At 64.2% G+C, this 23,899-nt stretch carries 27 protein-coding genes; 19 read left to right on the forward strand and 8 right to left on the reverse strand.

The features are described 5' to 3' along the window. The first annotated feature begins 66 nt into the window (after positions 1 to 66). From hemF to HNQ95_RS01880, 4 genes are all read left to right on the forward strand, one after another. The gene (gene hemF, locus HNQ95_RS01865; RefSeq protein ID WP_182573325.1) at positions 67 to 981 is read left to right on the forward strand and encodes an oxygen-dependent coproporphyrinogen oxidase; all 915 of its coding nucleotides are present in this window, start codon (positions 67 to 69) and stop codon (positions 979 to 981) included. Between the two features lie 122 nt (positions 982 to 1,103). Continuing rightward, positions 1,104 to 2,921, forward strand: coding sequence for a DEAD/DEAH box helicase (locus HNQ95_RS01870; RefSeq protein WP_182573326.1), 1,818 nt, complete (start codon positions 1,104 to 1,106; stop codon positions 2,919 to 2,921). A gap of 275 nt (positions 2,922 to 3,196) precedes the next feature. Then, positions 3,197 to 3,457 carry a DUF1344 domain-containing protein gene (locus tag HNQ95_RS01875; RefSeq protein ID WP_182573327.1) on the forward strand — a complete coding sequence of 87 codons (261 nt, stop codon included), beginning with the start codon at positions 3,197 to 3,199 and terminating at the stop codon, positions 3,455 to 3,457. Between the two features lie 245 nt (positions 3,458 to 3,702). Beyond that, complete coding sequence (locus tag HNQ95_RS01880; protein WP_067959336.1) at positions 3,703 to 3,888, forward strand: DUF1059 domain-containing protein; 186 nt, start codon at positions 3,703 to 3,705, stop codon at positions 3,886 to 3,888. Between the two features lie 59 nt (positions 3,889 to 3,947). Here HNQ95_RS01880 and HNQ95_RS01885 read toward each other — a convergent pair whose 3' ends face one another. From HNQ95_RS01885 to HNQ95_RS01895, 3 genes are read right to left on the reverse strand one after another with little or no spacing between them, the layout of a single operon-like run. Next, a complete protein-coding gene (locus HNQ95_RS01885; protein ID WP_182573328.1) occupies positions 3,948 to 5,204 on the reverse strand; it encodes a CCA tRNA nucleotidyltransferase in 1,257 nt (418 codons plus the stop codon). Next, positions 5,201 to 5,833: a CoA pyrophosphatase gene (locus HNQ95_RS01890; protein ID WP_067959332.1), complete on the reverse strand. Its 633-nt coding sequence runs from the start codon at positions 5,831 to 5,833 to the stop codon at positions 5,201 to 5,203. The genes HNQ95_RS01885 and HNQ95_RS01890 overlap by 4 nt, the downstream gene beginning before the upstream one ends. After that, on the reverse strand, positions 5,833 to 6,477 hold the full coding sequence (locus HNQ95_RS01895; RefSeq protein WP_182573329.1) for a DUF1285 domain-containing protein: 645 nt from the start codon (positions 6,475 to 6,477) through the stop codon (positions 5,833 to 5,835). Before HNQ95_RS01895 ends, HNQ95_RS01890 begins: the two co-directional genes overlap by 1 nt. A 317-nt stretch (positions 6,478 to 6,794) precedes the next feature. Here HNQ95_RS01895 and HNQ95_RS01900 point away from each other — a divergent pair, with 317 nt between their 5' ends. The 4 genes from HNQ95_RS01900 to HNQ95_RS01915 are packed head-to-tail and all read left to right on the forward strand — an operon-like array spanning position 6,795 to position 13,618. After that, positions 6,795 to 7,799: an AAA family ATPase gene (locus HNQ95_RS01900; RefSeq protein ID WP_182573330.1), complete on the forward strand. Its 1,005-nt coding sequence runs from the start codon at positions 6,795 to 6,797 to the stop codon at positions 7,797 to 7,799. Then, entirely contained in the window at positions 7,799 to 8,713 is a 915-nt protein-coding gene (locus HNQ95_RS01905) for a DUF58 domain-containing protein (RefSeq protein ID WP_182573331.1), read from the forward strand. The genes HNQ95_RS01900 and HNQ95_RS01905 overlap by 1 nt, the downstream gene beginning before the upstream one ends. Next, positions 8,710 to 11,535: a DUF4159 domain-containing protein gene (locus HNQ95_RS01910; protein WP_182573332.1), complete on the forward strand. Its 2,826-nt coding sequence runs from the start codon at positions 8,710 to 8,712 to the stop codon at positions 11,533 to 11,535. Before HNQ95_RS01905 ends, HNQ95_RS01910 begins: the two co-directional genes overlap by 4 nt. A 1-nt stretch (position 11,536) precedes the next feature. After that, positions 11,537 to 13,618 carry a hypothetical protein gene (locus HNQ95_RS01915; RefSeq protein ID WP_182573333.1) on the forward strand — a complete coding sequence of 694 codons (2,082 nt, stop codon included), beginning with the start codon at positions 11,537 to 11,539 and terminating at the stop codon, positions 13,616 to 13,618. Between the two features lie 14 nt (positions 13,619 to 13,632). Here HNQ95_RS01915 and HNQ95_RS01920 read toward each other — a convergent pair whose 3' ends face one another. Next, on the reverse strand, positions 13,633 to 13,803 hold the full coding sequence (locus HNQ95_RS01920) for a hypothetical protein (RefSeq protein WP_182573334.1): 171 nt from the start codon (positions 13,801 to 13,803) through the stop codon (positions 13,633 to 13,635). 345 nt (positions 13,804 to 14,148) lie between these two features. Here HNQ95_RS01920 and HNQ95_RS01925 point away from each other — a divergent pair, with 345 nt between their 5' ends. The 5 genes from HNQ95_RS01925 (at position 14,149) to HNQ95_RS01945 (ending at position 15,434) form a co-directional block, all read left to right on the forward strand. Then, positions 14,149 to 14,355 (forward strand): cold-shock protein, encoded by a 207-nt coding sequence (locus HNQ95_RS01925; RefSeq protein ID WP_067959320.1) that lies wholly within the window; start codon positions 14,149 to 14,151, stop codon positions 14,353 to 14,355. 131 nt (positions 14,356 to 14,486) lie between these two features. Continuing rightward, positions 14,487 to 14,753, forward strand: coding sequence for a hypothetical protein (locus HNQ95_RS01930; protein ID WP_067959317.1), 267 nt, complete (start codon positions 14,487 to 14,489; stop codon positions 14,751 to 14,753). Then, positions 14,750 to 15,004: a hypothetical protein gene (locus tag HNQ95_RS01935; protein ID WP_182573335.1), complete on the forward strand. Its 255-nt coding sequence runs from the start codon at positions 14,750 to 14,752 to the stop codon at positions 15,002 to 15,004. Before HNQ95_RS01930 ends, HNQ95_RS01935 begins: the two co-directional genes overlap by 4 nt. A 29-nt stretch (positions 15,005 to 15,033) precedes the next feature. Continuing rightward, on the forward strand, positions 15,034 to 15,174 hold the full coding sequence (locus HNQ95_RS01940) for a hypothetical protein (RefSeq protein ID WP_165915833.1): 141 nt from the start codon (positions 15,034 to 15,036) through the stop codon (positions 15,172 to 15,174). Positions 15,175 to 15,203: 29 nt separating this feature from the next. Beyond that, on the forward strand, positions 15,204 to 15,434 hold the full coding sequence (locus HNQ95_RS01945; RefSeq protein ID WP_067959310.1) for a hypothetical protein: 231 nt from the start codon (positions 15,204 to 15,206) through the stop codon (positions 15,432 to 15,434). A gap of 55 nt (positions 15,435 to 15,489) precedes the next feature. Here HNQ95_RS01945 and clpS read toward each other — a convergent pair whose 3' ends face one another. Next, the gene (clpS, locus tag HNQ95_RS01950; protein WP_067959308.1) at positions 15,490 to 15,795 is read right to left on the reverse strand and encodes an ATP-dependent Clp protease adapter ClpS; all 306 of its coding nucleotides are present in this window, start codon (positions 15,793 to 15,795) and stop codon (positions 15,490 to 15,492) included. 189 nt (positions 15,796 to 15,984) lie between these two features. On the opposite strand from clpS, the gene HNQ95_RS01955 reads away from it, so the two are divergent. The 4 genes from HNQ95_RS01955 to HNQ95_RS01970 all read left to right on the forward strand — a co-directional run bounded on the left by HNQ95_RS01955 (position 15,985) and on the right by HNQ95_RS01970 (position 18,541). After that, positions 15,985 to 16,338, forward strand: a complete 354-nt coding sequence (locus HNQ95_RS01955) for a DUF1428 domain-containing protein (protein WP_067959305.1) — start codon at positions 15,985 to 15,987, stop codon at positions 16,336 to 16,338. Between the two features lie 162 nt (positions 16,339 to 16,500). Further along, positions 16,501 to 17,526 (forward strand): helix-turn-helix transcriptional regulator, encoded by a 1,026-nt coding sequence (locus tag HNQ95_RS01960; protein WP_182573336.1) that lies wholly within the window; start codon positions 16,501 to 16,503, stop codon positions 17,524 to 17,526. Positions 17,527 to 17,684: 158 nt separating this feature from the next. Then, the gene (locus HNQ95_RS01965; RefSeq protein WP_154384742.1) at positions 17,685 to 18,038 is read left to right on the forward strand and encodes a hypothetical protein; all 354 of its coding nucleotides are present in this window, start codon (positions 17,685 to 17,687) and stop codon (positions 18,036 to 18,038) included. Continuing rightward, complete coding sequence (locus tag HNQ95_RS01970; protein ID WP_067959297.1) at positions 18,035 to 18,541, forward strand: hypothetical protein; 507 nt, start codon at positions 18,035 to 18,037, stop codon at positions 18,539 to 18,541. Before HNQ95_RS01965 ends, HNQ95_RS01970 begins: the two co-directional genes overlap by 4 nt. A 46-nt stretch (positions 18,542 to 18,587) precedes the next feature. Here the strand turns inward: HNQ95_RS01970 and choV are convergent, their stop codons facing one another. From choV to choX, 3 genes are all read right to left on the reverse strand, one after another. Further along, positions 18,588 to 19,769, reverse strand: a complete 1,182-nt coding sequence (gene choV, locus HNQ95_RS01975; protein WP_182573337.1) for a choline ABC transporter ATP-binding protein — start codon at positions 19,767 to 19,769, stop codon at positions 18,588 to 18,590. Then, positions 19,766 to 20,620, reverse strand: coding sequence for a choline ABC transporter permease subunit (choW, locus tag HNQ95_RS01980; RefSeq protein WP_067959292.1), 855 nt, complete (start codon positions 20,618 to 20,620; stop codon positions 19,766 to 19,768). Before choW ends, choV begins: the two co-directional genes overlap by 4 nt. Before the next feature lie 128 nt (positions 20,621 to 20,748). Next, positions 20,749 to 21,684: a choline ABC transporter substrate-binding protein gene (gene choX / locus HNQ95_RS01985; protein WP_154384741.1), complete on the reverse strand. Its 936-nt coding sequence runs from the start codon at positions 21,682 to 21,684 to the stop codon at positions 20,749 to 20,751. A 212-nt stretch (positions 21,685 to 21,896) separates the two neighbouring features. On the opposite strand from choX, the gene HNQ95_RS01990 reads away from it, so the two are divergent. Together HNQ95_RS01990 and HNQ95_RS01995 are read left to right on the forward strand one after the other, a co-directional pair. After that, on the forward strand, positions 21,897 to 22,511 hold the full coding sequence (locus tag HNQ95_RS01990; protein ID WP_182573338.1) for a thymidine kinase: 615 nt from the start codon (positions 21,897 to 21,899) through the stop codon (positions 22,509 to 22,511). 106 nt (positions 22,512 to 22,617) lie between these two features. Then, positions 22,618 to 23,706, forward strand: coding sequence for a hypothetical protein (locus HNQ95_RS01995; RefSeq protein WP_067959283.1), 1,089 nt, complete (start codon positions 22,618 to 22,620; stop codon positions 23,704 to 23,706). Positions 23,707 to 23,899: the final 193 nt, after the last annotated feature.

Raw genomic sequence — 23,899 nt, forward strand, 5'->3', positions numbered from 1 at the left:
GACCCTTGCGAGAAGGAGATTAGGGATCGCGCCGGACAATTACGAGTCATTTGTGCGGAGCCTAAATTGCAGCGTCCTGAAATCCCGGCGGGACTGCCGGCCGACATCGAAGACAGGAAGGCGCGCGCGCGCGCCTGGTTCGAGGAGCTGCGCGACCGCATATGCCTCGCCTTCGAGGCGCTGGAGGATGAGGTCGAGGGACCGCTGGCGTCATGGGCACCGGGCCGTTTCGAGCGCACGCCCTGGCAGCGCGACGACGGCAAGGGCGGCGGCGGCATCATGTCGATGATGCATGGCCGCGTCTTCGAGAAGGTCGGCGTGCACACCTCGACCGTGCATGGCGAGTTCTCGCCGGAATTCCGCAAGCAGATGCCGGGCGCCGAAGAAGACCCGCGCTTCTGGGCCTCGGGCATCTCGCTGATTGCCCACCCGCAGAACCCGAACGTACCCGCCGTGCACATGAACACACGCATGGTGGTGACCTCGCGCTGGTGGTTCGGCGGCGGTGCCGATCTCACGCCGGTGCTCGACCGCCGCCGCACGCAGGACGACGCCGATACCGTCGCCTTCCACAAGGCGATGCAGTTTGCCTGCTCCAAGCACGCCGGTGTGGCCGACCACCAGAAATACAAGGATTGGTGCGACGAGTACTTCTTCCTGCCGCATCGCAACGAGCCGCGCGGCACCGGCGGAATCTTCTTCGACTGGCAGCATTCGCCTGAGGAGAAGGGCGGCTGGGACGCAGACTTCCGCTTCGTCCAGGACGTCGGCCGTGCCTTCCTCGTCACCTACCAGCATTTGGTGCGGCAGAACTTCAACACCAACTGGACCGACGGCGACCGCGACGAACAGCTCGTGCGCCGCGGCCGCTATGTCGAGTTCAACCTGCTGTATGACCGCGGCACGATCTTCGGCCTGAAGACCGGCGGCAACATCGCCTCGATCCTGTCGAGCATGCCACCTGAGGTCAGGTGGCCCTGAGCCGGACGCATGGCTGCCCTGCCCGCCGTCGCATTGACGTGCGGGCAGCAAAGCTTTAGAGAGCGCGCTTTCCTTGGCCCTCGTCCTTTGGTGACGGGCCTTGCTCTCATTGGAAGATTTTCGTGACGATTTTCGACAACATGGTTCCGGCGCTGGCCGGAGCGCTCGCCGCGCGTGGCTACGAAACGCTGACCCCGGTGCAAACCTCGGTGCTGGCTCCCGAGGCCAGCGGCGTCGACCTCCTGGTCTCGGCCCAGACCGGCTCGGGCAAGACGGTGGCCTTCGGCATCGCCATCGCGCCGACCCTGCTTGACGGCCGCGAGCGCTTCACGCCGGGCGCAGCACCTTCGGCAGTGATCATCGCGCCGACGCGCGAGCTCGCCATTCAGGTGCGCCGCGAGTTCGAATGGCTCTATGCCGCGACCGGCGCCCGCATCGCCTCCTGCGTCGGCGGCATGGACATGCGCAAGGAACGCCGCGCACTCGACGAAGGCGCCGACATCGTCGTCGGCACGCCGGGCCGCCTGCGCGACCACATCACCCGCGGTTCCCTGGACATTTCCGGCCTGCGCGCCGTGGTTCTCGACGAAGCCGACGAGATGCTCGACCTCGGCTTCCGCGAAGACTTGGAGTTCATCCTGGCGGCAGCACCGCAGGAGCGCCGCACGCTTCTGTTCTCGGCAACAGTGCCGCCGCAGATCGCCCAGATGGCCAAGCGCTTCCAGCGCAACGCGCTGCGCATCACCGCAGCAGGCGAAAGCCGCCAGCACGACGACATCGAATACCGCTCCGTGCTGGTCGCTCCGTCCGAGCGCGAGAACGCCATCATCAACACGCTGCTTTACTTCGATGCCCAGAGCACAATGGTGTTCTGCGCGACGCGCGAAGCGGTCAAGCACTTCTCGGCGCGCCTTGCCAATCGCGGCTTCGCCGTTGTGGCGCTGTCGGGCGAGCTGAGCCAGGCCGAACGCAACAACGCGCTGCAGGCAATGCGCGACGGCCGCGCCCGCGTCTGCGTGGCGACCGACGTCGCCGCCCGCGGCATCGACCTGCCGAACCTCGACCTCGTCATCCACGCCGACCTGCCGACCAACCCTGATACGTTGTTGCACCGCTCGGGCCGTACCGGCCGTGCCGGTCGCAAGGGCGTGTGCGTGCTGATCGTGCCGTTCCACCGTCGTGGCAGCGCTGCCCGCCTGCTCAAGCTGGCAAAGCTCGAGGCAACGACGCAGGCAGCACCCGGCCCGGCAGAGATCGACGCCCGCAACCGCGAGCGCATGCTGGCCGAACTCACCGACATCGAGGCTGCCGCCGAGGACGAGGCAACGCAGGTCGCCGAAATCCTCGCCGCCCACTCGCCCGAGACGATCGCGCTGGCCTGGCTGCGACATCAGATGGCCTCGCGTCCCGCCGCCGAAGAGCTCTCGGACCGCCCTGTACCGGTGTTCGACGCCGCCAAGGCGGAACGTCCCGACAACCGCTTCGAAAGCGGCGTCTGGTTCGCCGTCTCGGTCGGCCGCAAGCACCGCGCCGAACCACGCTGGCTGTTGCCGCTGATCTGCAAGGCAGGCCGCGTCACCAAGCGCGAGATCGGCTCGATCCGCATCTTCGAGAACGATTCGCATTTCGAGATCATCTCCGAGCGTGCCGACGCCTTTGCCGCGGCCGTCGAGGAACAGGGCACCGGCGAAAAGGGCGTGACCATCACCCGTACTGGTGCCGCGCCTGCATCCGACCACGGCGCCAAGCCGAAGAAGCAGCACCGCAAGGGCCAATACGATCCCGCCGACAAGCCCCCCTTCAAGAAGAAGGCTTTTGAAAAGAAGCCCTACGAGAAGAAGCAGTTCGAAAAGCGTGTGGGTGACAAGCCGGCCTACGACAAGCCGGCGGGTGCTGGCGCGGCCAAGAAGTACAAGCCAAAGAAGAGGTTCGGCGAGTAATCGCCAAGCTCTCACGGGGTCTTACTTTTTCGTAAGGTTCGCAGTTGCCACATTCGGCGCCACAAACAGAGATTTGGGCGCGGAATGCGGCTAAGTCACCGTTTGAAAATATGTTTTTCGTCTAATATGCCCCTGGCAAAGCACGGCTATTTCTATCGCCGGGGCCGGGAAACGCCGGCGGCTCGATCTCTTGGGCCGCGACGCGACGTGACTGGACGGCCCTTCATAAGGCGGGTCGGTCCATTCGGGCGCCCGCATTCGTCGGAGAGCATGCCATGCGCAAGCTTCTTGTTCCGGCAGCCGCAGCTGCCATTTTTGCAACCTCTGCCGTATCCTTCGCCGCCGTCCAGCATACGGATGGGACGATCAAGACCTTCGACGCCAAGGCGATGAGCCTGACGCTCGCCGACGGCACATCCTTCTTGCTGTCGAAGAAGTTCGAGGATCCCGGCGTGAAGGCAGGCGAAACGGTTTCGATCACCTGGGACATGAGCGGCACAAACAAGGTGGCTGAGTCCGTCAAGATCGTGAAGTAGCGCCCAAACCGCGCGCTGCAAAAAAGGGCGGAACACGAGGTTCCGCCCTTTTCATTGATCCGGAACGCGAGCCGGCGGAATCGTTTTTTCAACCTGCAGCGTCAACGCACTGACAAAGCGGGATTTTTCCACGAATGCTCGGGCGGACCAACTCAAACTGTCGACTGGCCCACCACCAAGCGCAACCAATCGCCCGATTGCGTGTTATAGTGCACCCCCGAAACGGACGAGGAAGGAGACATCCGATGAAGGAATTTCAGTGCGGGTCGCTTGTCCCCGGCTGCCAGTGGCACACCCGCCACGAGGACGAAGCTGAAATCATTCGCCGCGTGGCCGAGCATATGCGCGAGACCCATGGCGAAACCATCATCCGCGAGACGATGATAGAAGCCATTCGCTCGCGCATCGAAAAGGTCCGCAACGCGGCCTGACCTCTGAATCTCACGCATAGTGCCTTCCGAAAATCGACACCAATTTTCGGGCCTATGCGCTAGACTTTCAGCATCTTGGCGGCGCGCTTGAGCAGCGCGTCGCGGTCCAGCACAAAGCCGCTGTCGACCCACTCTCCTTCCAATGCCTTGAGCAACGAACCGAGTGCCGCGCCCTCGACGCCAAGCGCAGCAAGATCGCCGCCGCGCAAGGGAACGTCGGGCTTTTGCCATGTGCCGATGAAGGACAGCAGGCGGAAATAGCCGCCGGCTTCGATCAGCGCCTTGTCGTCCTGCTCGGCGCGACCGCGCGCTGAGGCGAGATCGAGGCGCAGGTGATCGGCGATGGCGTCGACATTGCCGCGATAGAGCCGCTTGGCCAGTTCGCCCTCGGTAACGGTTGGCTCAACCTTGGCGGTTGCCGCCCACTGGACCAGCCTGTCGGTTTCGACATTGGCAAGCCTCAGCCGGTCGCCAAGGGTTTTCATGCGCGCCGCATCCGGTGGCACGATCGATTCGAGCCGCAGCAGCGGGTCGGCTTTCCAGCCGAGATCGTTCTCTGCGCGGACCAGCGCGTGGATGGCATCGATGCCCCATTTTTCGCTCTCGGGCAGAGCGGCGGTCAGCACGCCGGCCTGGCGCATCCACAACATGGCACGCGACGGATCGGGCGCGCCGAGCAGCCGCTTGAGCTCCGACCAGACGCGTTCGGCGGACAGCCGCGCGATGCCGTCCTTGAGCCGGGCGCAGGCCTTCAGCCCTTCGGCATCGGGACGGCCTTTGCCGTACCAGGCGAAGAAGCGGAAAAAGCGCAGGATGCGCAGATAGTCCTCGCGAATGCGGGTCTCGGCGTCGCCGATGAAGCGCAACGTCCGGCTGTCGAGATCGGTCAGTCCGCCGACGAGGTCGATCACGCTGCCGTCGGCACTGGCATAGAGCGCGTTGATGGTGAAATCGCGTCGTTCGGCGTCAGCCGTCCAGTCGCTGCCGAAAACGACCTTGGCGCGGCGACCGTCGGTCTCGACGTCGGCGCGCAAGGTGGTGACCTCGAATGGCTTGCCGCCAGCAATAACGGTGATGGTGCCATGCTCGGCGCCGGTGGGTGCGGTCCTGAAGCCGGCCGCTTCGGCGCGGCGGACGGTCTCGTCAGGCAGATTTGACGTGGCGATGTCGACATCTGCGACGGGCTCACCGAGCAGCGTATTGCGCACGGCACCGCCGGCGATGCGCGCCTCGCCGCCGTCGGCGTTCAGCACTGCGAGCAGTTTCTGCAGCTGCGGGTCGCTCAGCCAGGAGGCGCCGGCGATAGTTGCGCTCATGTGTAGAGCCTTTCATAGAGCGCGCGGATGATGCCGGCGGTGACGCCCCAGATGTAACGCTCTTCATAGGGCATGGCATAGAAGAAGCGCTCCTGGTCCTGCCAGGTGCGGCTGGCGCGGCCATGATTGGCCGGATCCATCAGGAAGCCGAGCGGCACCTCGAAGACGTCGTCCACTTCACCCTCGTTGACTGTCAGGCGGAAGCCGGGACGCACGATTCCAAGCACCGGCGCGATGCGGTAACCGCTGCCGGTGACATAATCCGGCAAGCGCCCGATGATTTCGATGTAGTCGGAGGTTATGCCGATCTCCTCGACTGTTTCCCGCAGCGCCGCCGCCTCGGGCGAGACGTCAGTCGGGTCGATGCGTCCGCCGGGAAAGGCGATCTGGCCGGAATGGCTCTTCAGCTTTTCGGCACGCTTCGTGAGGATGACCGTCGAGGCATCGCCGTGATCCACCACGGGGATCAGCACAGCGGCATCGCGCAGCCGGTCGTGCACGAACAGTTCGCGCATGTCCGGGTTCAGCACGTGGTCGCCATAGTCGGCAACCGCATCGTTGAGATGCTCCTGTGCGGCGCGCTGGCGGAAATCCTGCGCCGAATAATGCGCTCTCAGGGCATGAACCATCACGCGCTCAGCCGCTCCAGCTTGTCCCAGGGCATTATGGGGTAGACCTCACCCTTCGAACGCACGGCAAACATGTCCTTACCTGATATGTCGATGCGCTCGCCAACTTCGGCGAGCTCGTGCATCACCGGACGCGCCACCAGCGCCTCGAGGCGCCCGCGGACCAGCAGGTATGGCTTGAGGCCGCCTGTCTCCGGCTCGTCGACAAAGCGCAGCGGATGCTCCGGGCCAACTTCGACGACATCGCCGACATTGGTGCGAAAGGTCAGGATCTGGTCAGCGCCCTCGCCCGTCACATTCATCTCGACAGCAACGAAATGCGCGTCGACGACGCGGATTCCGACCCGTTCCACCGGGGTGACCAGGTAGGTCTTGCCGTCCTCGTCCTTACGCAGGACGGTCGAGAAAAGCTGCACCAGCGGCATGCGGCCGATCGGCGTGCCCAAATAGAACCAGGTCCCGTCGGGCTTGATTTCCATGTCGAGATCGCCGCAAAAATCAGGATTCCAGCGCTCGACCGGCGGCAGGCCCTTGCCGGCGCGGGCGGCACGCGAAATCAGCGCCTCGAGGCCGGCGGTGTCGCCGGCGCGGGTCAGGCCAAGGTCAGTTGCCGCCTCGCGGCTATGGTCAAGGTCGCCAGTCATGGTCACGAAATAGTCACTGTTGTTGCGCTTGTCAGCATAGGCAAGTGATTTAAGTTCAATGCCATGACCTCGCAAAGGTGCGGGCATGGAGATCGCGACGCCCGGGATCGTTTGACCTCTGGGGATTGGGCGGCAGGCACGACGTCCACACGGACGACGCACCGGACCAAGAGGCAAATAATCCTTGTAGATTGACGAAGCGGCCCCCTGTTCTGATGGACGAGAGAGGCACGCTGTAGCATTTTGAGTGAGCGCATCGGCAGTCCGGGAATCGGTTTTGATTTCAGGCGCCGCGCCAGAAGAAGGATCCGGCCCGCATGAGCGTGATGATCAAGGAAACGGCGATGAGCGAGAGCGAGATGATCGCCGCAGCCGAACGTGCGCTTGCCGACATCGCCAAGATCCGCGCTGGCGTCGGCCGCGTCATCTTCGGCCAGGAAAGCGTCGTTGAACGCACTCTGGTGGCGCTTTTGGCAGGCGGCCATGCGCTGCTTGTCGGCGTGCCCGGCCTTGCCAAGACCAAGTTGGTCGAGACGCTCGGCATCGTGCTCGGCCTCGACTCGCGCCGCATCCAGTTCACGCCCGACCTGATGCCATCTGACATCCTCGGCTCCGAGGTGATGGAGCAGGACGACCAGGGCAAACGCTCCTTCCGCTTCATATCAGGGCCGATCTTCGCGCAATTGCTGATGGCCGACGAGATCAACCGCGCCAGCCCACGCACCCAGTCAGCACTGCTGCAGGCGATGCAGGAGTACCACGTGACGGTCGCCGGCGAGCGCCACGACCTACCCGCCCCTTTCCATGTGCTGGCAACCCAGAATCCGCTCGAGCAGGAAGGCACCTATCCGCTGCCGGAAGCCCAGCTCGACCGGTTCCTGATGCAGGTCGACATCCTTTATCCCGAGCTCGAAGCCGAGCGACGCATCCTGCTGGAAACCACCGGCATCGAAGACGCCAGGGCGCAGAATGTGCTCGATCCCGAACGCCTGAAGGACATCCAATTGCTGATCCGGCGCATGCCGGTGCCCGAAACCGTGGTCGAGGCGATCCTCAAGCTGGTGCGTTCGGCGCGCCCAGGCCAGGGCCATGCCGAGACTGACAAACACGTCTCCTGGGGGCCCGGTCCGCGCGCCAGCCAGGCGCTGACACTGTGTGCCAGGGCGCGTGCCCTCTATGACGGGCGGCTTGCGCCGTCGATCGACGACATCCGCGCGCTGGCGGAGCCGGTGCTGCAGCACCGCATGGCGCTGACCTTCGCCGCCCGCGCCGAAGGCATGACGGTCCGCGACGTGGTGGCGCGGCTGGTCAAGGACATCTGATGGCGCGCATCGGCGAGGCATCGGCACCGGTTGCGACCAGCGATGCGCTTGCCCGTGGCAGGTTGCGCGCCTCGCTGGTGCCTGACCTGCTGGTCGAGGCCCGCCGCATCGTCAACACTGTCATCGCCGGTTGGCATGGCCGCAAGAAGCGCGGCATAGGCGAGAATTTCTGGCAGTTCCGACCCTATGTGCAGGGCGAGGCGATGGCGCGCGTCGACTGGCGGCGCTCGGCCCGCGACGACCACACCTATGTGCGCGACCGCGAATGGGAAGCGGCCCACACGGTCTGGCTGTGGGCAGACCTGTCGCCGTCGATGCTGTACAAGTCGAAGACGGCGACCGTGTCGAAGGAATCACGCGCACTGGTGCTGGTCTTTGCGCTGGCCGAGCTTCTGTCACGCAGCGGCGAGCGCATAGCATGGCCGGGACTGACCGACCCGTTCAGCGCCCGCAACGGCGCCGAGCGGCTGGCCTCGCATCTGGCGCAAGCCGTTTCACTGCCGGCGAAACCTGATCTGTCCAGCATCCGTCGCTTCTCCGACATCGTCATCATCGGTGACTTCCTCGATCCGGTCGAAGAGACGATGGCCTGGCTCGATACGTTGGCCCGCCATGGCGCCCGCGCCCATCTGATCGAGGTCGCCGATCCTGCGGAAGAGAGTTTCCCCTATGCCGGCCGCACCGAATTCACCGACCCCGAGACGGGCGAAAAGCTGACCGCCGGCCGCGCCGAGCAATTGTCGGACGCCTATCGCAATCTCTACGGCGCGCGCCGCGAGGAACTGGCCGCCTGGTGCAAGCGGCTCGGCTGGAGCTACACGGTCAACCATACAGACCGCCTCGCCTCCGAGGCGCTGGTGCGCGTTCATATGGCGTTGACCTCGGAAGGCCACGGACCGGGAGGGCGCCGATGAGCTGGCTGCCGCTGTCGTTCGGATTTCCAGCCGTGCTGTGGGGGCTGCTCGCCCTGCCCGTCATCTGGTGGCTGCTCAGGCTGACGCCGCCCAAGCCGCAGGCCGAAATCTTCCCGCCGCTGAAGATTTTGGCGCGGGTGTTCAAGAAGGAAGAGACCCCACATCAAAGCCCGTGGTGGCTCACCCTGCTACGCTTGCTGATGGCGGCACTGGTGGTGCTGGCGTTGGCCGAGCCGGTGTTCAATCCGCGCGAGAAACTGCCGACGGGCGGAGCTGCGCTGGCACTTGTGGTCGACAATGGCTGGGCGAGCGCACCGGACTGGAAACGCCGCGTTGCCACGGCCGAACGGCTTATCGCCGATGCCGGTGCATCAGGACAGCCGGTCGTGCTGGCCTTCACCGCCGAAAAGCCCAATGCCGAGATCGGTCCGTTCGATGCGCAGGCAGCGCTCGATCGCCTGCGCGCCGCCGAACCGCGGCCGGTGCCGACCGACAGAGGCCCCGTTTACGCACGCGTCGCCACCGTTCTGGCAACTTTGCCCGGCACGAGCATAGCCATTCTCGACGACGGGCTGGCGGGTGCAGGCGACGAGCAAGCGTTTTCGACGCTGCTGGGCCAGAACCCAGCCAATGTGCTGTGGGCCTCGCCCGAACGGCTCGACGCCAAGGGCCTGACATCAGCCGAAAACGAAATGGACGGCTTTGCGCTGACCGCCATCCGCGCGCCGGGCGACCCCGCTCCGGGGGCCGTGACGACAGGTGCCTTCGACGACAAGGGCCGCCGCATCGCCGACGCCACGCTGGCCTTCGCGCCGGGCGAGACGGTGGCAAGCGGCACGATGACCGTGCCTTTCGAACTGCGCAACGATTTTGCCTCGATCGCGCTCGACGGCCAGGGCCAGGCAGGCGCCGTGCGGGTGCTCGACGACAGCTCCAAACGCCGCCGTGTCGGCCTGCTGTCGCAGTCGGACGCCGACGACTCGCAGCCGCTGCTGGCGCCGCTCTATTACATTCGCCGCGCGCTCGAACCCTTTGCTGACCTGAGCGAGCCGACGAGTTCGGATCTCGCCGAGGCGATCCCGCAAATGCTGGAGCAGAAGCCGGCAATGATTGTCATGGCCGACGTCGGCACCATCCCGCCGCAGGCGCGCGAAAAATTGCTGACCTGGCTCAAGGAGGGCGGCACGCTGGTGCGTTTTGCCGGCTCCCGCCTCGCCGCGGCCGGCAATGACGAGGAATTGCTGCCGGTGCGGCTCAGGCTCGGCGAACGTTCGCTCGGCGGCGCCCTGTCATGGACGGCACCGCAACCGGTCAGCGACTTCCCCAACGCCGGCCCGTTTGCCGACCTGTCGCCGCCCAACGAGGTGACTGTGAGCAAGCAGGTGTTGGCCGAGCCGACGCCTGACCTTGCTGCCAGCACCTGGGCCAATCTCGCCGACGGCACGCCGCTGGTGACGGGCGCCCGGCGCGGCAAGGGCACGCTGGTGCTGTTCCACATCGCGCCGCAGGCGACATGGTCGAACCTGCCGATCTCGGGCAGCTTCGTCGAGATGCTGCGCCGGATCGTGCAGCTGTCGCGTAACCAGGGCACGGCAACCACAGGCATCGAGGGCAAGCCGGCATCGCTGGCACCGTACCGGATGATTTCGGCGGACGGCCGCATTGTGCCGCCGACGCCGGATGCCCGGCCGCTGCTGGCAGGTGCCGGCGCCCTGCCCGTCACGCTCGAAAACCCACCCGGCCTCTATGGCAGCGAAGAAGGTGTGCTCGCCCACAATCTGCTGAAAACCGACAGCACGCTTTCGCCGCTTGTGCGACCGCAGCTTTCTGCGCCGGTGACAGAAATACGTTACGCTTTCGACGAATCGCGCGACCTGAAAGGTTCGCTTGTGGCAGCAGCTCTGGCATTGATGGCGCTCGACACGCTCGCCGTGCTTTGGATGGGCGGCACGTTCTCGCGCCGTGGCGCGAGACGCGGGCGAACGGCCGGCACGGCCGCGGCAGTATTGCTTTGCCTCGGCGCACTGATGGCGCAGCCGGATCTGGCGCATGCCGACGACGCCAAGCCAGGCGACGTCGAGGCGGTCGAGGCCATCTCGAAGACCCGCGTCGCCTATGTTCTGACCGGCGAATCCGCGGTCGATGCCATAAGCCGTGCCGGCATCGCCGGGCTGACAAAATTCCTGATCGAGAAGACCGCGCTCGAACCGGGCGAGCCGGCCGGCGTCGACATCGCCAAGGACGAACTTGCCTTCTACCCGTTGATCTACTGGCCGATCGACCCGGCCGCCGCGATGCCGAGCGAAGCGGCGATCGCCCGCGTTGACGCCTACATGAAGCAGGGCGGCACCGTGCTTTTCGATACCCGCGACCAGTTCGCCAATGGCATTGGCGCCGATGCAGCGAGCCCGGCGACCGAGCGGCTGCGCGATATCCTTTCCAGCCTCAACGTGCCCCCACTGGAGCCGGTGCCGGCCGATCATGTGCTGACCAAGGCGTTTTTCATCCTTCCGGAGTTCCCCGGCCGCTTCAACGGCAGCCCGCTGTGGGTCGAGGCGTCGCTTGAGGCATCGAACGCGGAGGGCCGGCCGGTGCGCACCGGTGACGGCGTGACCCCGATCATGATCACCGCCAACGATTTCGCCGGGGCCTGGGCCATCGACGAAAACGACGACCCGATGCTGCCGACGGTGCCTTCGGACCCGATGCAGCGGGTCTATGCGCTACGCGCCGGGGTCAACATCATGATGTACATGCTGACCGGCAACTACAAATCCGACCAGGTGCACGTACCTGTCCTGCTCGAACGGCTGGGGCAATAGCATGAACTGGTCCGTCGCCTTCGAGCCCCTGCTGTCGTGGCCTCTTCTGGCGGCGCTGCTCGTGCCGCTCGCCCTGCTCGCTTTTGTCGGCCTTTGGTTCCGCCAGCGCGGCGCCTGGCTGCGACTGGTTGCGCTCGGCGCGCTCGGGTTGGCACTGGCAAACCCTGTGATCCTCGACGAAGAGCGCGAGCCGCTGAAGAGCGTGGTCGCGATCATCGTCGACCGCAGCCAGAGCCAAGACATCGGCGACCGTACCGCCCAGACCAATGCAGCGGTCGAAGGGCTCAAGGAACGGCTGGCGCGCTTCAGGCAGTTCGAGGTGCGTGTCGTCGAGGCCGGCCGTTCCGAGGCCGCCGACGACCGCACCGAAACGCGGCTGTTTGCGGCACTCGAAGGTGCGTTCCGCGATGTTCCGCCGTCGCGTATCGGCGGCGCCGTGATGGTCACCGACGGCCAGGTGCATGACGTGCCCGGCGCCCCAGCGATCAGCGCACCGCTGCACGCGCTCATCACCGGCCAGGAGAATGAGCGCGACCGCCGCATCCGCTTCGAGAACGCTCCCCGCTTTGGCATCGTCGGCAAGCCGCTCGACATGACCTATCGCGTGATCGACACCGGAGGCGAGGCCGGGTCGGTCGACGTGCGCGTGTCGATCAACGGTAACCAGGTTTCGGTGCAGCGCGCCTTTGTCGGCCAGGAAATGCCGCTGCAGATCACCGTGCCGTCGGCCGGGCGCAACATCGTCGAACTGTCGATCGACCGGGTTCCGGGCGAGCTGACCGACACCAACAACCGCGCCATAGCCCTCGTCGACGGCATCCGCGAGAACCTGCGCGTACTTCTGGTCTCGGGCGAACCGCATGCCGGCGAGCGTACCTGGCGCAACCTCTTGAAGTCCGACGCCTCGGTCGACCTCGTGCATTTCACCATTCTGCGGCCGCCTGAAAAGCAGGACGGCACGCCGATAAACGAACTGTCGCTGATCGCCTTTCCGACGCGCGAGCTGTTCGTCGAGCGCATCAACGACTTCGACCTGATCATCTTCGACCGCTACCAGCACCGCGACGTGCTGCCGATCCTCTATTACGACTACATTGCCGAATATGTCGAAAAGGGCGGCGCGCTGCTGATCGCCGCCGGCCCCGAATATGCCGGCGAACAGTCGATCGCCAACACACCGCTGATCTCTGCCCTGCCCGCCATGCCCAATGGCGACGTTGTCGAGAAAGCCTTCTATCCACGCTTGACCGAACTCGGTCAGCGCCACCCGGTGACGCGCGGCCTCGAGGGTTCGGCGCAGGAGCCGCCGCGCTGGAGCCGCTGGTTCCGCCAGATCGGCATCGAACAGCCGGAGGGCGAAGTGGTGATGAAGGGTGCCGATGACAGGCCCCTGCTCCTGCTCGACCGCAAGGGCGAAGGCCGGGTCGGCATGTTCCTGTCCGACCAGGGCTGGCTGTGGGCACGCGGCTTCGAGGGTGGCGGCCCGCATGTCTCGCTCTACCGCCGCATCGCGCACTGGCTGATGAAGGAGCCCGAGCTCGAGGAAGAGCGCCTGACCGCAGACGGTCGTGGCATGGTGCTCGATATCCGCCGCCAGACGATGCGCGACGAAGCTGGTCCTGCCCGCGTCATCACGCCGTCCGGCAAGACGCTCGACGTCCAGCTCGCCAAGAGCGACCCTGGCATCTTCACCGGCAGCGTCGAGGTCGGCGAGATCGGCCTCTACCAGGTCGGCAATGGCGACCTGACCGCGCTTGCCCATGTCGGGCCGGTCAACGCGCCCGAATTCGCGGATGTAGTGTCGACGGAAAACGTGCTGCGGCCGGCCGCCGAGGCAACGGGCGGCGACGTGCGCCGCCTCGCCGCGACCGGCATATCGGCGCTGTCCAACGGCATATCGCTGCCAAGCATCGTGCCGGTGCGCGGCAATGCCGAAGCCTCCGGCCGCGACTGGCTCGGCTTCCGCACCACCGACGACAGCGTGTTGAAATCGGTGTCGCGGGTGCCGCTGTTCGGCGGTTTCCTCGGCCTTGGTTTGCTGCTGCTGGCGCTCGGCGGAATGTGGTACCGTGAGGGCCGGTAGCCCCTCGAAATCAATCAGCGCAGCCGGTTGTCTTCCATCATTTGCAGCTCGCGACGTCGCGCGCCGTCGCTGTCGGCGAGCCGCAGACGGGCGATTTCGTCCTTGCGCGCGGTCAGCTTGACCAGCTTGGCCGGCGGCGCGGAAACTTTGACGACTGAGGTCTTCGGCCTTCTCGTGAACATCATGGCTTTGTCCTCGCATGGGGGAAATGCAGTCCGCCGCGAAGGACCTTACGGTCCTGCGGGAAAGCAACTGCCAATTGTCTGCTAGTGCTGAGACGGTATCAGCATTCCACGACCGCGGCTAGACGGACACGATCCGAAATAAATTTTGAAATAGAACCCAGAATGCAAAAAACACCTTACATAAACCGCAATTAAGGTTTAGAAGTAACCAATCGTTTTTTGGGCCAGCTTGGCTATCGCGGCGTCAGAGGTTCTCGACCCGCCAAACTCTTTCCAAATCGTCGATCTATTGATGTGCGGCAATACTTGACGCGCGACGACTTTTCTCATTCGAAAGATACTCACATGAACACTGGGACCGTGAAGTTCTACAATGGCCAGAAGGGCTTTGGCTTCATCGAGCAGGCCGGCGGCGGCAAGGACGTTTTTGTCCATGTCAGCGCGCTCGAGCGCGCCGGCTTTTCCGGCCTGGCCGAAGGCCAGAAGCTGAATTTCGAGCTGGAGCGCGACAACAAGGGCCGCGAGTCGGCCACCAATCTTCAGCTGCTCTGATTTCATTTGGCCCGGATCGATGGACGCTGACCACGGATGTACTGGCAGCACCCATCCGGTCCGACCCAGGCACGCTTGAGGCGGCGAAAGCGGGGCATTGCTCCGCTTTTCGTTCATTTCGGGAGACATCGATGACCGGGCGCACCAAACGTTCAACCGTCCATTTCGACAGGCCGTTCGCCTTGCGCGGGATCGAGGAGATCCAGCCGGCAGGCGACTACGACATCGACCAGGACGAAGAGCTGATCGACGGCATCTCGTGGATCGCTTACCGCCGCGTCGCCACCTACATTCACCTGCCCGCGCGATCATCCAATCTGCTGACCAGCCAGGTTCTCGCCATCGACTATGCCGAACTCGAAGCCGCGCTGCGGCAGGATCAGGAAAAGGCCGCATGATCAGGTTCACAAAAGGACCGGCTTCAGCCCCGCGTGTGGAAAAGCCGTCGCATCGCTTCACCGTCGGCCAGATGGTGCGGATCAAGAGTCGGATCGGCATCGCGGTGAAGGACGCAGAGACCTTCCACGTCAAGGCGACGCTGCCGGCCAAGGACGGCTCGCCGCAATACCGCATCCGCAGTGACGGCGAAAACCACGAGCGGGTCACCACGGAAGACAATCTCGAGGACGTCGAAGCGGTAGCCGAATAGGTTCGCTTCGCAACAGGAAGGGCACGACCATGGCCAAGGGCCAACAACGCAGCAACCGCGAAACCAGAAAGCCCAAGAAGGAGAAGGTCGAAGTCAAAGCCGCGTCCACCTTCGGTTCGCAGGTCAAGCAGGCAGAGACAACATCCTACAAAGGCAAGCCGAAAGGCTGACCTGTTCGCGAACGCGGCTGGAGGCAGATGTGAATTTCGTCATCGAATTCTATCGCCTGCGCAAGGAAGACGGCGCGCACGCGACGCTCGACCGCATTTCCCTCGAGGCGCCGGATATCGACGCGGCCGTCGATGTCGCCAGCTCGCTTTTCCATACGCTCACAATGCCGCAGGTGCCTGACCATGTCCGCATCTGCGACTGGGGCGGACGCGAACTCTATGTCGGCCCGGCCTCGGGTACGGGACCGGCAGCATTGTAGCGGATTGGCGGCAGCCTGCCTGCGGGCATCTTGCCCTCTGCTGCGCGGACGCTCCTCACTCCTCCGGTTCTGTCGTGAACTGCAGCGGATAGCCCTTGGCCTTGCCGGCTTCCGTCGCCCGCGTCGCCTTGGTCTCGGCGACATCCCGGGTAAACACCGCAACGACGCAGACACCACGCTGGTGTGCGGTGATCATCACCCGGTAGGCCTGGTCTTCCGACATGTGAAATTCGCCCTTCAGCACCGTGACGACGAAGTCGCGCGGCGTGAAGTCGTCATTGACGAGAATGACCTTGTGCAGCTTCGGCCGCTCGGTCTTGGGACGGAGTTTGGTGCGTGGAGCCGTGGTGGTTTCGGGCATGGCAATCGCGCCTCGTGCTCACCTCGCCATAGTATGGGGTTGATCGCAGCGCGCCGCAACGGTTTCGGAACCCGGCCCTCTATCCGACCTTTATGCGTTGGAGGACGCCTGCAAGAAATTTTGGCCGGCATTGTAGGATCGGCCGGCAGCCATTCGTCCTTGCAACGTCACAACACGAGGAGAAAACGCATGTCTTATGTCGATGGGTTCTTGCTCGCCGTGCCGAAGGGCAAGATCGATGCCTACAAGGAGATGGCGCGCCTCGGGAGCGAGGTCTGGAAGGACCACGGCGCAATCGCCTATGTCGAGTGCCTGGCCGACGACGTGCCTTATGGCGAAGTCACCTCCTTTCCCCGCGCGGTGCAGGCCACGGACGACGAGATCGTCGTCTTCTCTTGGATCGTCTACCGCTCGCGCGAGGACCGCGACGAGATCATGAAGAAGGTGATGGCCGACCCACGCTTGGAGGGCGATCCGGCGTCATGGCCGTTCGACGGCAAGCGCATGATCTATGGCGGCTTCAAGCCGTTTGTAGAAGCCTGATCCCTCTGGCCAATTGATGGCGGTTACTGGCAGCTACCGGCAAACCGCCATCTTGACCGCAACAGCCGTTCCGTGAATAAGGATGCAACCCCGCATAGATTGAAACAGAAAAACCTTCCCGCCTAGGTAGCTGTCGGGTGCATTCTGAAACGGAACCGTTCGATGCAGCGCCTTTCGACCTTTGATGTTCCCGCGCGCGACCGCCTCGCCTACCTGCACGACTTTGTCGCCCGCCATGTCGCCGGCCTGCGCTTTCGGCCGCAAGATGCCGACAACTTTGCCTTCGACGTTTCCGCCTACTTTCTCGACGCCGGCACGACGGTCGGTACTGCCTGCTATTCGGCCGTGCTCGGCGAGCGCCCAAAAGACCTGATGGCGGCCGACGGCCGCCAGGACTATTTGATGACCATCCACACCACCGACTACGAGGTGGCGGTCGCAGGCAAGCCGCCCTTGTCGATCAAGGCCGGCGACATCACGCTGCTCAACGAGGCCACGTCCATGGCCTTCGCCTTGCCCAACACACTGCTGAAGGTCGTGTCCTTGAACGAGGCGAGGCTGGCAGCGCTTGCGCCGCGCATCCGCCAAAAGGCGTTTCATCATATCCGTGTCGACGCTGCCGGCGCCGGGCTGCTGACGGGTTATGCCGACCTGTTGCGGTCGCAGGCACCCGAGGGCGAGGCCGGCCGCCGGCTTGCCGGCAACCACATCTACGACCTCGCGGCCCTCGTCGTGCAAGGCGCGACCTCAGCCAACGCCGAACCGGTGCGCGCCAGCCTGGGTGCGGCGCGACTGGAGTTGGTCAAGGCCGAGATGTTGCGCCAACTGACCGACCCGGAGCTCACAGTCACCGCGATTGCCGGCCGCCAGGGCGTGACGCCGCGCTACATCCAGCGGCTGTTCGAGCAGGAGGGATTGACCTTCTCCGAGTTCCTGCGCGATGCGCGGCTCGACCTCGCCTACAACGCGCTCGGCCTTGCCGGCGCCAGCACGGTGTCGGCGATCGCCTTCGATGCCGGCTTCAACGACCTCTCGCATTTCAACCGCGCCTTCAGGCAGCGCTTCGGCGCGACACCGTCGGAAGTAAAGGCCGCAGCCCTGCGCCGCTGTCAGGAGCACACCGCCCGGTTCGTCCCAGACCGCACCTGTTCGCCCCACGCCAAGACTGAGGCCGTGATGTCGTCGTAAATCGGCGCCGTGGCGGACCGATGCATCCGAAGGGCGGGGGCGCTCATCGACGCATGCGAGGCCGGCCATCGCCGGACCGTCGACTGGGCAGAGTCGACGGTCCGCGCATGGCCCGCATCCAGAGAGTTCGCGCCTTCTCCAGCGAAATCGAGAGATCCATGAAAAGAGCAATTGCATTGATGATGTGCGGCATGCTCGCCGCCTGCAGCCAGACGACGTCGACGACCAGCACCACGACGTCGGCAGGCGCACCCAAGGCGGCAGCACAGTTGGCTCCCAAGGGCAAGAAGCAGACGGCAGCCCAGCGCTGCGAGGAAGCGATGCGCAAGGCGACCCAGGCGCAGACGAATGCCGCCATGCTCGGCGGCGCACTGTCGATGGTCGGCGGCTTCGGCGGACTTGGCCGCGGCGGCGCGATCGCCGGCTCGGTCGCCTCGGTCGGCGGTTCGCTGGTTCAGGCCAAGGCGCAGAACGACGCCGACAAGGCTCTCGAGGCGGAGTGCATGGGATGAGCGCCGTCTTCAGACGCCGCGTCGCTGGCGGCTTGCTGGCGGCGAGCCTGGCGCTCGGAGCGCTGGTGCTGCCGGCCCGCGCGTTGACGCTCGAAGAGGCCGGCAAGGTGGTGCAGCTATTGGGCGAACTTGAGCCAGAGCTTGGTCGCCTCGCCTATGACGAGGAGGAGGCCGACCGTTGGTTCGACAACGATGCCGGGCTCGACGGCCGCATCGCCAAGGCCGGCTTCGACAGGGAAAGCTGGAAGGAAGCGCTCGGCGCCACCTTCCGCGGCTATCTCGCGACGATCGCCGCCGAACGCTTCGAAGCGACGTTCTCTGGCCTTACGGAAAAGGTCGATGCCAGCGACCTGAATGCCGAGCAGAAAACCGAAATGCGCAGCTTCGTCGAGGAAAAGATCGCCGAGACGCGGGCCCTGCGCGCCGAAGGCGCGCAATATATCGACGCCGTGCAGCCTTATGCGGCCAGGCTGGACGAGCTTTTGGGTGATGAGGAAGAGTGATCCGAGCGGCTTTTCTTCTCCCCGTTTACCGGGAGAAGAAAAGCTGTCACCGCCTCAGCACAGCACTTAGCACGTCGCGGATGCCGATGGCGCCGACGAAGCGGGACTGGTCGTCGAACAGCGCCACGGGCGATGTCTGCGAGCGATGCATGGCAAGCATCACCAGCTTGAGCGATGTGCCTGGTTTCGCCCAGAAGACGTGCGAAGCCTCGTCGGCCGACTTGTCGATCTCGTCGACCGAAACCCATACGGCGGGCTGGCCGTTGCGCTCGGCAGCGGCAACCAGGCCCTGCGCGTCGATCTTGAAGCGCGTGGTCTTGCGCCGGTCGAGCCAGAGCCAGCCTTCGCCCGCATCCTCAAGGTCGCGGCGGTCACGCATGACATTCCATGCGGTGAGCACCGACAGCGGATTCACGTTGGCGATGAAGTCGCGGACATAGTCATTGGCCGGACGCAGCACGATATCTTCTGGCGGCCCGGACTGAACGATGCGGCCCCCTTCCATGATGGTGATGGTGTTGCCGATCTTGAGCGCTTCTTCGAGGTCGTGACTGACGAAGATGATCGTCTTCTTCAGCGTCTTCTGCAGTTGCAGCAGCTCGTCCTGCAGTTTGGTGCGGATCAGCGGGTCGAGCGCCGAGAATGGCTCGTCCATCAACAGGATCGGCGCTTCGGTGGCGAAGGCGCGGGCCAGGCCGACACGCTGCTGCATGCCGCCGGACAGCTCGTGAGCGTATTTCTTGGCCCAGGGCGTCAGGTTGACGAGGTCGAGTTGCTTGCCGACCTTGGCCTTGCGCTCGGCGTCGGGCATGCCGGCAAGCTCGAGGCCGAGGCCGACATTTTCCTCGACCGTACGCCAGGGCAAAAGGCCGAACTGCTGGAACACCATGGCGACCTGGTGCTGGCGCAGGCGGCGCAAGGTCGCCTCGTCGCAGGAGACGACGTCGACCATCTTGTCGCCGTCCTTAACCATGACCGACCCGCGCGAGACGATGTTCAGCCGGTTGACGGCGCGCAGCAGCGTCGACTTGCCCGATCCCGACAGGCCCATCAGGACGGAGATCTCGCCCTCGTTGATCGTCAGGTTGGCGCCGGCGCAACCCAGCACGTTGCCAGTCTTCTCGAGTATCTCGGCGCGGGTGGCACCCTTGTCGAGCATGGCGAGCGAAGCGTTGGTGTCGGCACCGAAGACGATGTCGACATTCTTGAAATCGACGGCAACGTTCATTTCTTGCCTCCCACGCCGATGCGCGTCATGCGGTCCAGAACGATGGCGAGCACGACGATCGCCAGCCCTGCTTCAAGTCCGAGGTCGATCTTGCGCGAGCCGAGCGCGCGGTTGATTTCGGTGCCGAGGCCGCCGGCGCCGATGAGGGCGGCGAACACGACCATCGACAGCGACAGCATGATGCACTGGGTGAGTCCCGCCATGATGGTGGGTAGGGCCGCCGGTAGCTCGACCTTCCACAGCAGCTGGCGCTTGGTGGCACCAAAGGCCTGGCCGGCCTCGATGATCGCGGTCGGCACCGAGGTGACGCCGAGATGGGTCAGGCGCACCGCCGTCGGAATGACGAAGATGATGGTGACGATCAGGCCGGGCGCGTTGCCAAGACCGAACAAGGTGAGCACCGGGATCAGGTAGACGAAGGTCGGCAGCGTCTGCATCAGGTCGAGTACCGGCAACATGAAGCGGTAGACCTTGGGCTTGTGCGCCGCCCAGATGCCAAGCGGCACGCCGATGGCCATCGAGGCGGCAGCGGCAGCAACGACCAGCACCAGCGTCTCGACGGTCTGCTTCCAAAGGCCCTGATTGATGATGAACAGCAGACCGAGCGCAACCCCTATAGCCAGCGCCCGCGAACGCTGCAGGTACCAAGCGAGAGCCGCGACCAGCGCCACGACCACCACCGGAGGCAGCAGCAGCAGCCCGTCGACGAGCCCGTCGAGCAACAAGTTGAGCCCGTTGGAAAAGCCGCGGAAGATGGCGTTGAAATTGTCGGTCAGGAAGGTGAAGAACGCCTTGCCCCACAGGCCGATCGGAATCTTGTAGGCAGCCAGCAAGTTCGATACCGGATCCATCTGTCCCCTCTCTATTGCTTTCGCAGGCGCCGGTCGCGCCGGCGCTTCTCGCTTAACTTGATACGAAAAAGGGCAGCTGTCTCGCTTCGCTGCCCTTCATCATGTCATTTGCAGGCAAGGATGCCGAATTAGCTCGCCAGAGCAGCCTTCACCGCAGCCGTTGCATCGCCGCCGTCGAAGGTGGTGACGCCGTTGAGCCAGGGCGTTGCTGCATCCGGATTGGCCTTGAGCCAGTCCTTGGCAACGTCATTGGCGTTACCACCCTTGAGGATGGCATCCATCATGGTGCCTTCCATCTCCAGGTTGAACTTCAGATTGCCGAGGAACTTGCCGACATTCGGGCACTCGGCGACATAGCCCTTGCGCACGTTTGTGCTGACGGTGGCAGCGCCAAAGCCCGAGTCACCCATGCCATCGAGATAGGCGATCTTCATCGCACCCATGACCGGATGCGGCGTCCAGCCGAGGAAGGCGATCCACTCGTTCGACTTCATCGACTGCTCGGCCTGGGTCAGCATGCCGGCTTCCGATGATTCGACCAGCTCGAAGCCGGTGAGATTGTTCTCGGGCTTGGAGATCATGTCGAGGATGATGCGGTTTCCGTCATTGCCGGCTTCGATGCCGTAGATCTTGCCGCCGAACTTGTCCTTGAACTTGCCGAGATCGGTCAGCGTCTTGACCCCGCCTTCGGCGACGTAGGACGGCACGACGATGCCGTAGCCGGCGCCGGACAGGTTTTCGCCGATGGTCTCGACCGAGCCGTCGGCGACATATTCCTTGATGTCGGCGGTCATCGACGGCATCCAGTTGCCGAGGAAGACGTCGAGATCCTTGTTCTTCAGCGAGGCGTAGGTGACCGGCACCGACAGCTGGATAACCTCCGGCTCGTAGCCGAGTGCGGTCAAAAGCACCGAAGCGACGCCTGTCGTGGCCTGGATGTCGGTCCAGCCGACATCGGACAGGCGCACCTTCTTGCAGCTTTCGGCATCGCCCGCAAAGGCGGCACCGGCAGTCATGACCGCCGACACGCCGACAGCGGCGGCGAGTAGTTTCAAGCGCGACATATGGAATCTCCCATTCGTATTTATGACGGCAACGCGGTATTGTTGTTGTTCGTCTTTGTCGCGAGCCAAACACCATTTTCCTTTGGATTCAAGTGACATGACGCAACGACAGACGCCGCTGGCTTATCCATCAGCGACATCACAAAGGTTTTTTGCGGTGGATGGCAGGGCTGGCCCCTCCCCGCGCCCGACGGCTTCTGATTAGAAGAACCATGGCCAAGCTCTATTTCCATTACGCCACGATGAATGCCGGCAAGACGACGATGCTGCTGCAGGCGTCCTACAACTACCGCGAGCGCGGCATGACGACGATGCTGTTTGTCGCAGGCCACTACCGCAAGGGCGACACCGGCTACATCTCCTCGCGCATCGGGCTTGAAGCCGGCGCCGAGATGTTCCGCGGCGGCGACGACCTCTATGCCCGCATCGCCGAGCATCACCAGCACACGACCGTCCACTGTATCTTTGTCGACGAGGCGCAGTTCCTCGAGGAAGAGCAGGTCTGGCAGCTTGCGCGCGTCGCCGACAGGCTGGGCATTCCCGTCATGTGCTACGGGCTGCGCACCGACTTCCAGGGCAATCTGTTCTCGGGCTCGCAGGCGCTGCTCGCCATCGCCGACGACCTGCGCGAGGTGCGCACGATCTGCCGCTGCGGCCGCAAGGCGACGATGGTCGTGCGGCTCGGCCCGGACGGCAAGGTCGCCCGCCAGGGCGAGCAGGTGGCGATCGGCAAGGACGTCTACGTCTCCTTGTGTCGGCGCCACTGGGAAGAGGAAATGGGCCGCGCCCAGCCCGACGACTTCATCGGATTTGCCACACCAAGCTAAGTAGCCCCGGCATAATTGCTTTCGCCCGCGGCTGTGTGTCTTTCAATCGCAAGATGCGCCACATATATTCGGCGCCACTGTCCCGCATTCGACACCGGAGGAACGTATGGCAACGCTGCAGAATTTCGATGCCGAAATCGCCAAGACCAAGCAGGTCGTGGAGGACATGCGGAGCAAGATCGAGCAGTCGGGCACAGTGCTCGACAAGATTGCCACGACGGACGCCAAGATCGGCGCCTCCGACTTCGACATCGAGAACGCGCGTATCCAGGACGTGCTGAAGCAGCAGAAGGTGATGGAAGGCAACATCGCCGACCTGATCATCGGACTTGAGGACGCCACCAACGTCTTCGGTTCGGAATTCGAGAGCATGAAGAGCTTCACCGGCTGGGAAACCTTTGTCGGCATCTTCTCCGATTCCAGCAAGCAGCGCATGCGCACCGACCGCGTGCGCAACATGTCGCTGGCCGGCAATCTGCAGGAACTGCTGGTCAAGTCCGACACCATCGTCGGCATCCTGAAGGCGCAGAAGCAGGTCCTCGACGAGCGCTACAAGACCTCGGAGGCCAGCCTTTCCCAGGTGATCGAGCGCCGCAAGGTGACGATGTCAAACCTCGAAGCGACCCAGAAGCGCATCGAGGAGCTGAACCCGCTTCTGCTCGACATCGAAAACAAGATCGCGGCCTCGACCAGCCAGAAGGAGCGCACCGAGCTCGAATCCGAGCGTTCCAAGCTCGCCACCGAATACAACGAGAAGCAGGCCAAGGAGCAGGAAATCCTGGCCGAGAGCCAGACGCTCGAACGCTACACCTCGATGTTCCAGACCTTCGTCGATTCGCTGAACAACCAGATCGCAGCGCAGGCGACGCTGATCAACAAGCTGACCATCGACACCGAGCAGCGCATCGTCTTGTACAAGGCGCTGGAAGACTCGCTGAAGACGGCAGCGCAGCAGGACGTTGCCCACAAGATCAATACGCTGGGCTCGAAGGTCGACAACACCGCCGAAGAGACCATGGCCGGCATCGGCGCCGCCGCCCAGAAGCACATCGGCGACCTGCTCGAACTGCACGAGAAAAACATGGTGGCGACGGCCGACATCCAGCGCCGCAAGAAGCTGGCCGACGACGCGTTTGCCCGCCGCTTCGACGAGGTGCTGAAGAAGCACAACGCTTCGGACTACGTGCAGCCGTAACCTAGCAAGCATCCGCAATGTCGCGCCCTGTCGCGCTCCCCTCTGGCCTGCCGGCCATCTCCCCCCCAAGGGGGAAGATTAGGCGGTGGTTGGCGCTTCGCCAGTATTCGGCGATGAAGTTCGGGCGACAGGAAACGCGACAGCCGATCTACCCCCTTGTGGGGGAGATGGCCGGCAGGCCAGAGGGGGGCAA

The sequence above is a fragment of the Aminobacter ciceronei genome (assembly GCF_014138625.1).
Classification (GTDB): domain Bacteria; phylum Pseudomonadota; class Alphaproteobacteria; order Rhizobiales; family Rhizobiaceae; genus Aminobacter; species Aminobacter ciceronei.

Excerpts from the sequence above, each read along its gene's own strand:
- HNQ95_RS01875 (WP_182573327.1), top strand. The coding sequence starts at position 3,197 with ATGCGCAAGCTTCTTGTTCCGGCAGCCGCAGCTGCCATTTTTGCAACC.
- HNQ95_RS01880 (WP_067959336.1), top strand. The coding sequence starts at position 3,703 with ATGAAGGAATTTCAGTGCGGGTCGCTTGTCCCCGGCTGCCAGTGGCAC.
- HNQ95_RS01885 (WP_182573328.1), bottom strand. The coding sequence starts at position 5,204 with ATGAGCGCAACTATCGCCGGCGCCTCCTGGCTGAGCGACCCGCAGCTG.
- HNQ95_RS01890 (WP_067959332.1), bottom strand. The coding sequence starts at position 5,833 with ATGGTTCATGCCCTGAGAGCGCATTATTCGGCGCAGGATTTCCGCCAG.
- HNQ95_RS01895 (WP_182573329.1), bottom strand. The coding sequence starts at position 6,477 with ATGACTGGCGACCTTGACCATAGCCGCGAGGCGGCAACTGACCTTGGC.
- HNQ95_RS01900 (WP_182573330.1), top strand. The coding sequence starts at position 6,795 with ATGAGCGTGATGATCAAGGAAACGGCGATGAGCGAGAGCGAGATGATC.
- HNQ95_RS01905 (WP_182573331.1), top strand. The coding sequence starts at position 7,799 with ATGGCGCGCATCGGCGAGGCATCGGCACCGGTTGCGACCAGCGATGCG.
- HNQ95_RS01910 (WP_182573332.1), top strand. The coding sequence starts at position 8,710 with ATGAGCTGGCTGCCGCTGTCGTTCGGATTTCCAGCCGTGCTGTGGGGG.
- HNQ95_RS01915 (WP_182573333.1), top strand. The coding sequence starts at position 11,537 with ATGAACTGGTCCGTCGCCTTCGAGCCCCTGCTGTCGTGGCCTCTTCTG.
- HNQ95_RS01920 (WP_182573334.1), bottom strand. The coding sequence starts at position 13,803 with ATGATGTTCACGAGAAGGCCGAAGACCTCAGTCGTCAAAGTTTCCGCG.
- HNQ95_RS01925 (WP_067959320.1), top strand. The coding sequence starts at position 14,149 with ATGAACACTGGGACCGTGAAGTTCTACAATGGCCAGAAGGGCTTTGGC.
- HNQ95_RS01930 (WP_067959317.1), top strand. The coding sequence starts at position 14,487 with ATGACCGGGCGCACCAAACGTTCAACCGTCCATTTCGACAGGCCGTTC.
- HNQ95_RS01935 (WP_182573335.1), top strand. The coding sequence starts at position 14,750 with ATGATCAGGTTCACAAAAGGACCGGCTTCAGCCCCGCGTGTGGAAAAG.
- HNQ95_RS01940 (WP_165915833.1), top strand. The coding sequence starts at position 15,034 with ATGGCCAAGGGCCAACAACGCAGCAACCGCGAAACCAGAAAGCCCAAG.
- clpS (WP_067959308.1), bottom strand. The coding sequence starts at position 15,795 with ATGCCCGAAACCACCACGGCTCCACGCACCAAACTCCGTCCCAAGACC.
- HNQ95_RS01955 (WP_067959305.1), top strand. The coding sequence starts at position 15,985 with ATGTCTTATGTCGATGGGTTCTTGCTCGCCGTGCCGAAGGGCAAGATC.
- HNQ95_RS01960 (WP_182573336.1), top strand. The coding sequence starts at position 16,501 with ATGCAGCGCCTTTCGACCTTTGATGTTCCCGCGCGCGACCGCCTCGCC.
- HNQ95_RS01965 (WP_154384742.1), top strand. The coding sequence starts at position 17,685 with ATGAAAAGAGCAATTGCATTGATGATGTGCGGCATGCTCGCCGCCTGC.
- HNQ95_RS01970 (WP_067959297.1), top strand. The coding sequence starts at position 18,035 with ATGAGCGCCGTCTTCAGACGCCGCGTCGCTGGCGGCTTGCTGGCGGCG.
- choV (WP_182573337.1), bottom strand. The coding sequence starts at position 19,769 with ATGAACGTTGCCGTCGATTTCAAGAATGTCGACATCGTCTTCGGTGCC.
- choW (WP_067959292.1), bottom strand. The coding sequence starts at position 20,620 with ATGGATCCGGTATCGAACTTGCTGGCTGCCTACAAGATTCCGATCGGC.
- choX (WP_154384741.1), bottom strand. The coding sequence starts at position 21,684 with ATGTCGCGCTTGAAACTACTCGCCGCCGCTGTCGGCGTGTCGGCGGTC.
- HNQ95_RS01990 (WP_182573338.1), top strand. The coding sequence starts at position 21,897 with ATGGCCAAGCTCTATTTCCATTACGCCACGATGAATGCCGGCAAGACG.
- HNQ95_RS01995 (WP_067959283.1), top strand. The coding sequence starts at position 22,618 with ATGGCAACGCTGCAGAATTTCGATGCCGAAATCGCCAAGACCAAGCAG.